Origin of the sequence: Pseudomonas lalkuanensis, from assembly GCF_008807375.1 — a bacterium.
GTDB lineage: Bacteria > Pseudomonadota > Gammaproteobacteria > Pseudomonadales > Pseudomonadaceae > Metapseudomonas > Metapseudomonas lalkuanensis.
In genome coordinates this window covers 3,224,573-3,236,695 of the sequence record NZ_CP043311.1, presented here as the reverse complement: position 1 = coordinate 3,236,695, position 12,123 = coordinate 3,224,573, and the positions used below count along the sequence as shown (strand labels likewise).

Here is a 12,123-nt window from a genome sequence, read left to right as displayed (position 1 = left end):
TCGGGTGCGCAAAAGCCCCTTCGCGACGGTTGCGCGAATGCACGACGGGGTTGGATCTAGGGGAGCGTCAGCGGACTTTGCGACGCCCGATCAGGCCTGCGAGACCGCGTTGCAGGCGGTCCCCCAGGCGCTCGCCGCTGGCCAGCTGGACCAGGGCAACAGAGGCGAACGGCGATGCGCAATCGAAGAGTGGCCCGGGCATGGGCGGCAAGGCATTGGAGGTGCGGGGCTGGAACATCGTTTCGACCTTTCTTGTATTTGTGTCGGTAAAAGGCGAGGGGGCGCTGGGATCGCAGGCTGGTTGCGGCAACGCCTCGCGCCTGGAACCGATAGTGAAATCCGCAGGACCCGCGTTCAATCCGCTGGAAGCGCTTTTGTTCGGTTATCGAACCAAAACTAACTATTCCGTACATTTGTCATGTCGATCTGTATGAATGCGCTGCCGCAGTTCCAGGTTTCATAGGATGGGTGTTGTCTTCTAGAATCGGCGCACACTCAGGAGGACCTATCCCCCATGGCCGGTAGCCAGATCGAACGCGCCTTCAACCTGCTCGAACGCCTCACCACTGACCCGCGCGGCCTGCCCATGCAGACCCTGGCCGATGAGCTGAACATTCCCAAGAGCGCTACCCACCGCATGCTGGCCGAGCTGATCCGCCTGGGCTACGTGCGCCAGAACCAGGAAAACAGCCGCTACCAGTTGTCCACGCGGCTGGTGGCCATCGCGTTCCGCTACCTGGCCAGCAGCGGCGCCGACATCGTCCAGCCGATTCTCGATCGCCTGGCCGGGGAGACTGGCGAGCTGGTGCGCCTGGGGGTGATCGAAGGGGATCGCCTGACCTGGATCGTCAAATCCCAGGGCGCGCGCTCCGGCCTGCGCTACGACCCTGATATGGGGCGCGATGCACCGCTGTTCTATACCGCCTCCGGCCATGCCTGGCTGGCCAGCCTGAGCGACGCTGAGGCGCTGAGTCTGGTAGAGCGCCAGGGGGTGGGCGACCCGGCCAACTTCGGGCCCAATGCGCCACGCTCCAACATCGAACTGCTGGAGCGCCTCCGTCTGGCCCGCGCCCACGGTTACGCCTGGGTGGTGGAAAGCTCGTCGGTGGGCATGTCGGCCCTGGCTGCAGTGGTGCGCGATCCGCGTAGCGACAAGGCCATTGGTGTACTCAGCGTCGCCGGCCCGACGGCACGCCTGCCGGTGGAGCGCATGCATGAAGTGGCGCCGCTCCTGCTGGAAACAGTGGCGGAACTGTCGGCGGCCAGCCAGGCGTCAGAATTCTTCGTCTGATCAGAGGCGAGGGCCTCCAGGTTTTTCTCTGCGCGCGACCTGCCTTGTGGATGCGAATTCATACGCGATTGGCGGCATAGCCGCTACCTGACGCCCCACGGGACAGGCCTGCTTCGCAATTGAAATCGCGCCCGCAGATTCCCGCTCCTTCACCACTGCATCGCGAATCCCGCGTTCGTCGAGTCGATCGAATTTTCTTCTTGAGATTATTTGGAACTGTGTTCTAAATATTGCAAATCCAATTGTGGAACTGGATTCCGAGAAGATCATGACTGAACGCGTTTTCTCCCTCGCCGCACTTACTGTCCTCGAACTTTCGCCGCCGGAAATGGTGGAAGTGGCTGCGAGCACCGGCTACAGCCACGTCGGGCTGCGCCTGGTGCCAGCCACGCCCGAGGAGCATCACTTTCCGCTGGTGGCCGATGCCGGGCTGCGTCGGCAGACCCTCGAACGCCTGCGCGATACCGGCGTCAAGGTGCTGGACATCGAAATCCTGCGGCTGAAGGCGGAAACCCGTGTGGCTGACTTCGAGCCTGTACTCGCTGCCGGTGCCGAGTTCGGTGCCACTGAAGTGCTGGTGGCTGGCAACGACGCCGACGAGGCGCGTCTGACCGATAACTTCGCGGCCTTCTGCGACCTGGCTGCGAAATTCGGCATCCATTCGAGCCTGGAATTCATGCCGTGGACCGACGCCCGCAATCTCACCCAGGCGGTGCGCATCGTGGAGAACGCCGGGCGGAAGAATGGCGGCGTGCTGGTGGATGCCTTCCACTTCAACCGTTCGCTGTCGTGCCTGGACGACCTGGCGCGGGTCGCGCCGGCCCGCCTTCGTTACGCCCAGCTTTGCGACGTGGCCGGGCCGCGTCCGGACGACATGGAGGAAATCCTGCGCCAGGCTCGCAATGAGCGGCGCTTCCCTGGCGATGGCGACAGTGACCTCGTCGGCCTGCTGCGTACGCTGCCGGCGAACATTCCCCTGAGCCTGGAAATCCCCACGCGCCAGCTGATGGAGCAGGGCGTCAGTGCCCGGACGCGCGCGCAGTTGGCCATGGACAAGACGCAGGCATTGCTCCAGCGCCTCTGAGACTTCACCCTTCGCGCGGCCGGCTGGGCCGCGTTCTTCATTCGAGTACCCCATGAGTGCCAGTACCCCGCAGTCCGGTACCAACCATCCGCTGCGGGGCATCCTGCTGGTACTGTTGGCCACCTTCCTCTTCGCCGGGCACGACGCCCTGTCCAAGTTCCTCGGCGGCCTTTATCCGGTGGTGATGGTGGTGTGGGCGCGCTACTTGGTGCACACGCTACTGATGGCCGGGATCTTCCTGCCCCATGCGGGTCTGCGCGTGTTGCGCACCCGGCGCCCGTTGCTCCAGGTGCTGCGGGCCTTGAGCCTGCTCAGCACCAGCCTGCTGTTCACCGCCGGCCTGCAATACATTCCCCTGGCGGAGGCCACCGCGGTCAACTTCCTCGCTCCGGTCCTGGTGACGGCGCTTTCGGTGCCGCTACTCAAGGAAAGGGTCACCAGGGGGCAATGGGCAGCGGTGGTGATGGGGTTCGTCGGCGTACTGGTGGTCGTGCATCCCGGCGGCGACCTGTTCACTCCGGCAATCCTGTTTCCCTTCGGTTCGGCCCTGGGTTTCTGCTTCTACCAGCTGCTCACGCGCAAGGTTGCGGCCCATGACAGCCCCACCACCAGCAACTTCTTCGCCGGCCTGTGCAACACCCTGGCGATGAGCGCCCTGGTGCCGTTCTTCTGGCAGGTGCCGAACCTGGGCCACGGCTTGCTGATGCTGGCCCTGGGCGGCGCCGGGATGACCGCCCACCTGCTGCTGACCCAGGCTTTCCGTCTTGCCGCGCCGGCCCTGCTGGCGCCATTCGGTTACTGCCAGATCGTGTTCGCCGGCCTGCTGGGTTTCCTGATCTTTTCCCACGCGCCGGATGCCACCAGCCTGGCCGGCATCGCCATCATCTGCCTGAGCGGCCTTGGTGCGGCCTGGATGCAGCGGGGGAGGTGAGGGCTGCGTGCCATTTGTGGGCGCGGCTGCATCCGCGAAGGCAATTCGCGAATGAATTCGCTCCGACAGGGCAGGGCTGCGTCCTGCCTGGCGATTGAAATCGCCCCCACAGGACTGCGCCGGAGGTGGACCGAGAGTCACCCCTCGCCCTCTGGGGCGAAGAGGCACCCTTTCGGAAGCACCGCTTACGGTGCCGATGAGCGACTGAGCGCAACGCGGTCAGGCTGGGGTGCCGGGCGGGGGCCGGGGGCGAGGGCAGTTGTCGGCTGGCACGGTGCTCAGCCGTTTCGCGAATACATTCGCTCCCACGGGTCGATCAGGCCGAGGCTCACCAGCGCGCGACGGGCAATGCTGGGACGAACGAACGCCATCGCCATCCTCATGAACGCTCGGCGCCAGGGCGACAGAAAGAGAAAAGGCCCCGCATGGGGCCTTTTCTTTGGGGCAGGGCTCGCGCGATCAGTGGCTGACGGCGCGCATGCTGTTTTCGCGGCTGGACTCGTACTGGGTCTTGTCCATTGGCTTGGCGTTCGGGTTGCCGAGGTCTTCCATGGCCAGGCGGTGGGTTTCCGGAGCCAGGTAGGCGGCCAGGGCGCACACGCAGGTGATGAGGAAGGCCAGGCTGCCGATCACCACCGGGATATTGTCCGAGCCGGGCGGGGCGACGGCGGCGAACAGTGCCGGCAGCATGGCGGTCAGCATGGTGCCGATGTTCTGCGCAATGGCCATGGCCGAGACGCGGTAGCGAGTCTGGAACAGCTCCGGGTAGAAGCTCGGGAACACCGCGTTGTAGCCCTGGTAGACCATGCCCCACATCAGGATGGAGGTGCAGAAGGCCAGTGACACGTTCTGGATACTGATGGCGTACAGGTAGACGAAGGCCAGGAGGCCCGAGCCCAGGCAACCGGCGATCATGGTCGGGCGACGGCCGATCTTGTCGGAGAGGTTGCCGACGAAGGGGATGACCAGCACGGCGACGATGTTGCCCACCACCGGAATCCACAGGTAGACGCTCTTGTCGAAGCCGATGCCGTAGGCCGGCTGCACGGCGTAGGCGGCACCGAAGATGGTGGCCACCACCGGGATCACGTTCATCAGGGCCATGAACATCACCAGTACCATGCACTTCCAGCTGTTGCGGAAGGCTTCGGTTACCGGCGACTTGGCGACTTTCTGCTGGTTCTCTTCATTGACGAAGGCCGGAGTCTCATGCACCTCGCGACGAATGATGAAGCCGGCCACCAGAACGAAGGCGCTCAGCAGGAACGGAATCCGCCAGCCCCACTCGTTGAAGGCTTCGCTCGGCATGAAGTAAGCCAGCGGCAGGAACACGGCAGCCGCCATCACCTGACCGGCCTGTACGCCCTGCAGGGTGAAGCTGGCGTAGTAGCCACGCCGCCCGAATGGCGCATGTTCGAGGATCATCGAGCTGGCGCCGGAAATCTCGCCGGCCACGGCGAAGCCCTGTACCAGGCGCAGCAGCACCAGCAACACCGGAGCGAGCATGCCGATGTCGTGGTAGGTCGGCAGCAGGCCGACGGCCATGGTGGAGAGGCCCATCAGGAACATGCACAGCAGCAGCACGTTCTTGCGGCCGCGGGTGTCGCCCCAATGGCCCAGCACGAAGGCGCCTACCGGGCGGGCCAGGTAGCCGACGCCGTAGGTCGCCAGCGAGGCGATGATGGCCATCTTCGGATCGGTGTTGGGGAAAAATATCTGCGGGAAGATCAGGGCTGCCGCCTGGGCATAGATGAAGAAGTCGTAGTACTCCAGGGCGGAGCCTATCCACCCGCTGGCAGTTGCTTTCTTGGCTTGGGAGCTGGAGGTGGTAGCCATCGTTGTCTCCGTTGTTTTTGTTAGGTAGCCGGACTCACGTTCCATAGGCATGGGGCCTTGCTGGAACCTGTGCACGCTGGCGCGGCGCTGCTCGTGGGGAGCTGGCCGGTTATCGCCGTCCGAGTTGTGTCAGGGAGTCAGTTCAGAGTGGCGACTATTGGGTCGCACTCGATCTGGAGGCCGTGGCATGCCGGCTGGAGGAGGGGGCTTCGATCAGGTAGCTGGTGATGTGCATGAGCTGTTACCCGTTTCTTGAAATTGTTATGTCGTGACACTTGGTTGCCATCGCAGGGCCTGCCGGGTGACTGGGCTGGGCAGTGATGCCACCCGGTGGGTTGCCTGCAACATGGGGTTCATGTTGCGCAGTGATCGAAAAAGCGTCAATTCGATAACCGGCCTTCTGTGCGCTGATCGAACACAAAACTAACTGGTTCGTACATATTGAATTGATGGGCTGACTTTACGCGCGAATAATCGATCCAGCTACGAAAACAAGGGTTTTTGCGTTTCCTTGTAAGGGCGAATTCATTCGCCCCTACAGCTAACTGCCGCGCCCACCCACCAGGAGCTGAAGCATGCAGCGTTCCATTGCCACCGTCTCCCTGAGCGGTACCCTGCCGGAAAAGCTCGAGGCCATCGCCGCCGCCGGTTTCGACGGCGTCGAAATCTTCGAGAACGACCTCCTTTACTACGCCGGCAGCCCCCGTGAAATCCGCCAGATGTGCGCGGACCTCGGCATCGCCATCACCCTGTTCCAGCCGTTCCGTGACTTCGAAGGCTGCCGCCGCGACCGCCTGCAGAAGAACCTCGACCGCGCCGAACGCAAGTTCGACCTGATGCAGGAACTGGGTACCGACCTGGTGCTGGTGTGCAGCAACGTCCAGCCGGACTCCCTGCCCGATGAGGAAATCCTCGTCGACGACCTGCGCCTGCTGGCCGAACGCGCCGGCGCGCGGAGCCTGCGCATCGGCTACGAGGCCCTGGCCTGGGGTCGCCATGTGAACAGTTGGCAACAGGTCTGGAACCTGGTTCGCCAGGCCGACCACCCGGCCCTGGGCGTATTGCTGGACAGCTTCCACACGCTGTCGATCAAGGGCGACCCGAGCGGTATCGCCGAGATTCCCGGCGACAAGATCTTCTTCGTGCAGATGGCCGATGCCCCCGTGCTGGCCATGGACGTGCTGGAGTGGAGCCGGCATTTCCGCTGCTTCCCCGGCCAGGGTGAGTTCGACTTGGCGGGCTTCCTCGCGCCCATCATCCGCAGCGGCTACACCGGGCCGCTGTCCCTGGAAATCTTCAACGACGGCTTCCGCGCCGCGCCGCCGCGAGCCAACGCCGCAGATGGCCTGCGGTCCCTGCTCTACCTCGAAGAGAAGACCCGCAAGCTGCTGGAAAAGGACGCCACTCCCCCAGCCAACCGGGAAATCCTCTTCGCACCGCCGCCGGCCAGCCGCTATGACGGCGTGGAATTCCTCGAATTCGCCGTGGACGAGAACCAGGGCGCCAAGCTGGCCGGCTGGCTGGAGCGCCTGGGCTTCGCCCGCGCTGGCAGGCACCGCTCCAAGGACGTGAGCCTGCTGCGTCAGGGCGATATCAATATCGTGCTGAACGCCGAGCCCTATTCGTTCGCCCATGGCTACTTCGAGGCCCATGGCCCGTCGCTGTGCGCCACCGCGTTGCGGGTGAAGGACAGTGCCAGCGCCCTGGAACGTGCGCGGGAATTCAAGGGTCAGCCCTATCGCGGCCTGGTCGGCCCGAACGAACGCGAGATTCCCGCCGTGCGGGCGCCGGACGGCAGCCTCATCTATCTGGTTGAGCAGGCCCAGGCCGGGCAGACCATCTATGACAGCGACTTCGTCCTCGATGCGGGCGCCGAGCAGACCGGCCAGCTCGATCGAATCGACCACATGGCCCTGGCGCTGCCGGCCGATGGCCTGGACAGCTGGGTGCTGTTCTACAAGAGCGTGCTGGATTTCGAGGCCGACGACGAAGTGGTGCTGCCGGACCCCTACGGCCTGGTAAAGAGCCGCGCCATCCGCAGCCGCTGCAGCAGCATCCGCCTGCCGCTGAACATCTCGGAGAACCGCAATACGGCCATCTCCCACGCGCTGTCCAGCTACCGCGGCTCGGGCGCCCACCACATCGCCTTTTCCTGCGAGGACATCTTCGCCGAGGTGAGCCGCGCCAAGGACGCCGGCGTGCCGCTGCTGGATATCCCGCTGAACTACTACGACGACCTGGCTGCGCGCTTCGATTTCGACGACGAGTTCCTCAGCGAGCTGGCGTACTACAACGTGCTCTACGACCGCGATGCCCAGGGCGGCGAGCTGTTCCACGTCTATACCGAGCCCTTCGAAGGGCGCTTCTTCTTCGAGATCCTCCAGCGCAAGAACGGCTACGCTGGCTACGGCGCGGCCAACGTCGCGGTGCGCCTGGCGGCCATGGCCAAGGCACGCAGTGGCGCCCTGGCCAAGGCCAAGCTGTAGACCGCGTGGAAGCCTGGCGCCGAGTCCGCGCCAGGCTTCCTTACGGCCGCTGGCCAGCCCATAATCGATCCAGTTTCCGCTGGCCGTGAGCCCAAGATGACAATAACTGCCGAAGTCCAAGACCTGCCCGCAGAGGCCCCTCGCAAAGGGCGCAAGAACAACCCGGAAAAAACCCGTGAGAACATCCTCCAGGCGGCCATCACCGAATTCGTCCAGCAGGGGCTTTCCGGCGCCCGCGTGGACGCCATTGCCGAGCGCATGCACACCTCCAAGCGGATGATCTACTACTACTTCGGCAGCAAGGAGCAGCTCTACGTCGAAGTGCTGGAAAAGCTCTACGGCGATATCCGCAGGACCGAAGGCAAGCTCCACCTGGCCGAACTGGAGCCCCGTGAAGCGATCCGCCGCCTGGTGGAATTCACCTTCGACCACCACGACCGCAACGTGGATTTCGTGCGCATCGTCAGCATCGAGAACATCCACCACGGCGAGTACGTGAAGCAGTCCAAGGCCATTCGCTCCATGAGCACCACCATCCTCGATGCGCTTGGCGATATCCTCCGTCGCGGTGAAGTCGAGGGTCTGTTCCGTCCGGGCCTGAACGCACTCGACCTGCACCTGCTGATCAGCTCCTTCTGTTTCTACCGCGTCTCCAACCGCAACACCTTCGGCGAGATCTTCCAGATCGATCTGGTGGACGAGCAGGTCAAGGCGCGGCACAAGGAGATGATCTGCGAGTCTGTCCTTCGCTTCCTGCAGGCGTGATCGCCCGACGGGCCAGTTCCAGCCCGGCGAGGTAGCCGAAGGTCATGCCCGGCCCCAGGGTGATTCCGCCGCTGGGGTAGCGCCCGCCCATCACGCTCGCCATATCGTTGCCCACCACATAGAGGCCGGGAATGACTTCGCCCCGGTCATCCAGCGCCCGTGCAGATGCATCGGTGCGCAGTCCGGCGAAGGTGCCGAGGCTGCCGGGCACCAGTTTCACTGCGTAGAAAGGTCCTTTGGCCAATGCGCCCAACGAGGGGGTCGGTCCGTGCAGGGGTTCGCCCTGCGCCTGGTTGTAGGCCGAGGCGCCGCGCTGGAAATCCGGGTCTGTCCCGCGTTCGGCGTGGGCGTTGAACGCCGCCACCGTCGCTTGCAGGCCTTCCCCGTCGATTCCGCAAAGACGGGCCAGTTCCGTGAGACTGGCGGCTTTCTTGAGGTAGCCATTGCGTACGTATCGGCCTGTCTGAAAGGGGAAAGGGCGCGCCCAGCCGATGCCGTAGCGGCGTTGTGCACGGTGGTCGCAGAGCAGCCAGGCGACGGGTTCTTCACCGGCCGGGGTGGCGCGGAACAAGGCATTCATGAAGTCGTGGTAGGAGTCGGCTTCGTTGGTGAAGCGCCGGCCGTTGCGTGTCACGGCAATGAACCCCGGTTTGGCTCGCTCCATCAGGTGAGGGAAGCCGCTGAAGCGGCCATCGCCTCGGGGCACGCGTGACACCGGTGCCCAGGCCGCCGGACTCGACAAGTCTTCCACGGCCTTCGCCCCCACGGCCTCGCCCAATCGCAGGCCGTCGCCGGTATTGGTGTCCGGTGCGGCAGAGAGGTGCTCGTGGCCGAACAGCCTGGCAATGCGCGGGCGGTCATGGGGGAAACCACCGCACGCCAGCACTACGCCTTGGCGCGCGAGCACCTTGAGGCAGCTGCCATCCTGCATCAGCTCTGCACCTGCTATGCGTTGGCCATCCTGCAGAAGGCGTGTGGCGGCTGCCCCGGTTTCCAGGCTCACACCGAGGTCGATGGCGCTGCGCAACAGCCGCGCCACCAGGGCATTGCCGTTGAGCAGGTGCAGGCCACGGCCATGCAGCAGGCGATCACGCCAATGCCGCAACAGACGTCCCGCGACATAGAGGGCTGAGCGCGGCGAGTGGCTGGCATTGAGGAAGTGCGTAAGGTCGGCGCCTGCGGCGATGCCCATGCCGCCCAGGCTGATCAGGTCCAGCGGTGGACGCAGGGCGTGGAGCCAGGGGCCGAGTTGTCGACCGTCGTAGGGCAGGGCGCAGAGGGAGCGGCCTCCGTGTATGGCGCCGGGAGATTCGTGCATGTCCGGCATGCGGCTTCCGGATTGGAACTGCACCTGGGTGTGGCGCTGGAAGAAGTCGACCATCTCCGGTCCGTGATGGAGAAAGGCCCGTTGGCGCTCATCCAGCGCATCGACGTCCAGTTCGGCGCGGAGGTAAGTCTCGACGGCCTGCTCGCTGTCCTCGATGCCTTCCGCGCGGGCCAGCGGGTTGCGCGGAATCCATAGCCAGCCTCCGGACCAGGCGCTGGTGCCGCCTAGCTGGTCGGTCTTTTCCGCCACCAGCACGTCAAGACCCTGATGGGCGGCAGTGACCGCCGCCGCCAGGCCCGAGGCGCCGGAACCGATCACCAGCACATCGCAGCGGCGTTCGTTCGCCGTGTTCATTGCAGGGGGGAGAAGCCGGTGGGGCGCATCAGGCGCGACTCCAGATGCACCACGGCATCCAGCTCCTTGTTGAGGCGGCCGAACTCGGCCCATCGCGGGTCGGCAGCCATCTTCGTGCGGCGTGCGATGCGGTCGTCGAGGCTCTCGTAGGCCCAGATGTGCACCACCTGGTTGGCCCCGCCGAATTCGGTGGTGAAGAAGCCCACCAGCTTGCCGAGGTGCTCAGTCTGCAGTTCCAGGCAATGGCTGCGGTAGAGGGCCAGCCAGTCGGCCATTTTGGTGGGCTTGAGGGTGTAGGTGCGCAGTTCGTAATACATGGCGGTTGCCTCAGACGTTGGATTGCAGGTGTTCGGCGGCATGGCTGGCGGCGAGGTAGCCGAAGGTCAGGCCCGGGCCCAGGGTGATGCCGGGGCCGGGATAGGTGCCGTCCATGATCGAGTTCATGTCGTTGCCGGCGGCGTACAGGCCGGCAACCGGCTTGCCCTGATGGTCGAGCACGCGGGCCGTGGCGTCGGTGACCAGGCCGCGAGCCGAGCCCAGGTCCCCGGTGTGTACACGCACGGCGTACCAGGGGGCGCGGGTCAGCGGCGCCAGGCAGGGATTGGGCTTGTGGTGCGGGTCGCCCAGGGACTGGTTGTAGGTGGTGGCGCCCTTGCCGAACTGGCCATCCGCGCCGGCGCGGGCGTCCTCGTTGTAGCGCTCCAGCGTTGCCGCAAGGCCCTGCGGATCGACGCCAATGGCGCGGGCCAGCCCTTCTGCCGTGTCGGCGCGGAACAGGTAGCCGGCTTTTATCAGGGCGCTGTTGTCCACCGGGCTCGGCCGCGCCAGGCCCATGCCGTAGCGGCCCATGGCCTCGGCGTCACAGATCAGCCAGCAGGTGGCGATGCCTTCCCGGTGCATGGCCTGGACGAAGCTGTGGTAGGAGTCGGCTTCGTTGGTGAAGCGCCGCCCAGCGCTGTTCACCGCAATGATTCCCGGCTTGGCGCGGTCGGTGACCAGGTGGGGGAAGTGCTCCATTTCTCCGTTCGGCCGGCGCAATTTCGATACCGGGGCCCAGAAGAAGTTGGCCGCCATGCCTGCTCCGGTTGCAGCGTTCACGTCGGCGCCCAGGCGCAGGGCGGCGCCGTCGTTGCCGGCGGGGGCCATGGTCAGGTGTTCGCTGCCGGTATCCGGACGAAAGCGGGCGGCCAGTTCACCGGCAGAGAAGCCGCCCATGGCGCAGACCACCCCGCCGCGGGCGCGGACGACAACGTGCCGGCCATCCTTCTCTACGCGCACACCGACGACCCGCCCACCCTCGACCAGCAGCGATTCGGCGGCGCTCCGCAACCAGAGGTGCACGCCTTTTTCGAAGGCCGTGGTAGCCAGCCGCGCGATCATCGCGTTGCCCACGGTCAGGCGGGTGCCGCGCTCATGGCTGAGGCGGTCCCGGCCGTAGCGGGCCATCAGTTTCAGACAATGCCAGAGGGAGCGGGGAGAGCGGCGGAAACTGAGGAAGTGCTGGATATCGACGCGGTTCACCATCATGCCGCCGAACAGCAGCATGCCCTCCGGCGGGCGGCGCAGGTCCTTGAAGCGCCGGCCCAGGCGGCGGCCGTCGAACTCCAGCATTTCCAGGGCGCGGCCGCGGTCGGTGGCGCCGTCTTCCAGCGGGTAGTAGTCCGGCGAGAAGGGGCGCAGGGCGTAGGCCAGCTCGGTGTGTCGTTCGAGAAAGCGCAACGCCTCGCGACCCTTGCTGATGAAGGCGTCCACCAGTTCGGGCCGGTAGCCGGGGCCGATGATCTTCTTCAGGTAGGTGCGGATCGCTTCCGGGCTGTCCTGGATGCCGGCGGCCCTTGCCTGGTCGCTATCGAAGATCCACACGGCGCCGCCCGAGATGGCCGAGGTGCCGCCGAACTGCGGCGCTTTCTCCACCATCAGGACGCTGAGACCCTTGCAGGCGGCGGTGGTGGCGGCGGCAAAGGCGGCGGCGCCGCTGCCAAGCACCACCAGGTCCCAGGTGCCCGCGAGATTCTCGGGGGCCTGTGTCTGCACGACAGAGTTCATGGC

The 12,123-nt window shown here is 65.2% G+C and carries 10 protein-coding genes; 5 read left to right on the top strand and 5 right to left on the bottom strand.

What is annotated here, in order from left to right:
• Positions 1–67: 67 nt before the first annotated feature.
• The gene (locus tag FXN65_RS27915) at positions 68–238 is read right to left on the bottom strand and encodes a hypothetical protein (protein WP_178119340.1); all 171 of its coding nucleotides are present in this window, start codon (positions 236–238) and stop codon (positions 68–70) included.
• Positions 239–514: 276 nt separating this feature from the next.
• Here FXN65_RS27915 and FXN65_RS15030 point away from each other — a divergent pair, with 276 nt between their 5' ends.
• The 3 genes from FXN65_RS15030 to FXN65_RS15020 all read left to right on the top strand — a co-directional run bounded on the left by FXN65_RS15030 (position 515) and on the right by FXN65_RS15020 (position 3,306).
• On the top strand, positions 515–1,291 hold the full coding sequence (locus tag FXN65_RS15030; protein WP_151133951.1) for an IclR family transcriptional regulator: 777 nt from the start codon (positions 515–517) through the stop codon (positions 1,289–1,291).
• 268 nt (positions 1,292–1,559) lie between these two features.
• The gene (locus FXN65_RS15025) at positions 1,560–2,375 is read left to right on the top strand and encodes a sugar phosphate isomerase/epimerase family protein (RefSeq protein WP_151133950.1); all 816 of its coding nucleotides are present in this window, start codon (positions 1,560–1,562) and stop codon (positions 2,373–2,375) included.
• Positions 2,376–2,427: 52 nt separating this feature from the next.
• Positions 2,428–3,306 carry a DMT family transporter gene (locus FXN65_RS15020; protein ID WP_151133949.1) on the top strand — a complete coding sequence of 293 codons (879 nt, stop codon included), beginning with the start codon at positions 2,428–2,430 and terminating at the stop codon, positions 3,304–3,306.
• 459 nt (positions 3,307–3,765) lie between these two features.
• On the opposite strand, the gene FXN65_RS15015 is transcribed toward FXN65_RS15020, so the two are convergent.
• Positions 3,766–5,142, bottom strand: coding sequence for an MFS transporter (locus tag FXN65_RS15015; protein WP_151133948.1), 1,377 nt, complete (start codon positions 5,140–5,142; stop codon positions 3,766–3,768).
• 575 nt (positions 5,143–5,717) lie between these two features.
• Between FXN65_RS15015 and quiC the strand changes: the two genes are divergently transcribed.
• Both quiC and FXN65_RS15005 read left to right on the top strand, forming a co-directional pair.
• On the top strand, positions 5,718–7,628 hold the full coding sequence (gene quiC / locus FXN65_RS15010; RefSeq protein WP_151133947.1) for a 3-dehydroshikimate dehydratase QuiC: 1,911 nt from the start codon (positions 5,718–5,720) through the stop codon (positions 7,626–7,628).
• 96 nt (positions 7,629–7,724) lie between these two features.
• A complete protein-coding gene (locus FXN65_RS15005; RefSeq protein WP_151133946.1) occupies positions 7,725–8,393 on the top strand; it encodes a TetR family transcriptional regulator in 669 nt (222 codons plus the stop codon).
• Here FXN65_RS15005 and FXN65_RS15000 read toward each other — a convergent pair.
• The 3 genes from FXN65_RS15000 to FXN65_RS14990 are packed head-to-tail and all read right to left on the bottom strand — an operon-like array spanning position 8,335 to position 12,120.
• Entirely contained in the window at positions 8,335–10,074 is a 1,740-nt protein-coding gene (locus FXN65_RS15000) for an FAD-dependent oxidoreductase (RefSeq protein ID WP_151133945.1), read from the bottom strand. The genes FXN65_RS15005 and FXN65_RS15000 overlap by 59 nt on opposite strands.
• Entirely contained in the window at positions 10,071–10,391 is a 321-nt protein-coding gene (locus FXN65_RS14995) for an NIPSNAP family protein (RefSeq protein WP_151133944.1), read from the bottom strand. Before FXN65_RS14995 ends, FXN65_RS15000 begins: the two co-directional genes overlap by 4 nt.
• 10 nt (positions 10,392–10,401) lie before the next feature.
• Complete coding sequence (locus FXN65_RS14990; RefSeq protein ID WP_151133943.1) at positions 10,402–12,120, bottom strand: FAD-binding protein; 1,719 nt, start codon at positions 12,118–12,120, stop codon at positions 10,402–10,404.
• Between the last annotated feature and the right edge of the window lie 3 nt (positions 12,121–12,123).

Excerpts from the sequence above, each read along its gene's own strand:
- FXN65_RS15005 (WP_151133946.1), top strand. The coding sequence starts at position 7,725 with ATGACAATAACTGCCGAAGTCCAAGACCTGCCCGCAGAGGCCCCTCGC.
- FXN65_RS14995 (WP_151133944.1), bottom strand. The coding sequence starts at position 10,391 with ATGTATTACGAACTGCGCACCTACACCCTCAAGCCCACCAAAATGGCC.
- FXN65_RS15020 (WP_151133949.1), top strand. The coding sequence starts at position 2,428 with ATGAGTGCCAGTACCCCGCAGTCCGGTACCAACCATCCGCTGCGGGGC.
- FXN65_RS15030 (WP_151133951.1), top strand. The coding sequence starts at position 515 with ATGGCCGGTAGCCAGATCGAACGCGCCTTCAACCTGCTCGAACGCCTC.
- FXN65_RS15025 (WP_151133950.1), top strand. The coding sequence starts at position 1,560 with ATGACTGAACGCGTTTTCTCCCTCGCCGCACTTACTGTCCTCGAACTT.
- quiC (WP_151133947.1), top strand. The coding sequence starts at position 5,718 with ATGCAGCGTTCCATTGCCACCGTCTCCCTGAGCGGTACCCTGCCGGAA.
- FXN65_RS15015 (WP_151133948.1), bottom strand. The coding sequence starts at position 5,142 with ATGGCTACCACCTCCAGCTCCCAAGCCAAGAAAGCAACTGCCAGCGGG.
- FXN65_RS14990 (WP_151133943.1), bottom strand. The coding sequence starts at position 12,120 with ATGAACTCTGTCGTGCAGACACAGGCCCCCGAGAATCTCGCGGGCACC.
- FXN65_RS27915 (WP_178119340.1), bottom strand. The coding sequence starts at position 238 with ATGTTCCAGCCCCGCACCTCCAATGCCTTGCCGCCCATGCCCGGGCCA.
- FXN65_RS15000 (WP_151133945.1), bottom strand. The coding sequence starts at position 10,074 with ATGAACACGGCGAACGAACGCCGCTGCGATGTGCTGGTGATCGGTTCC.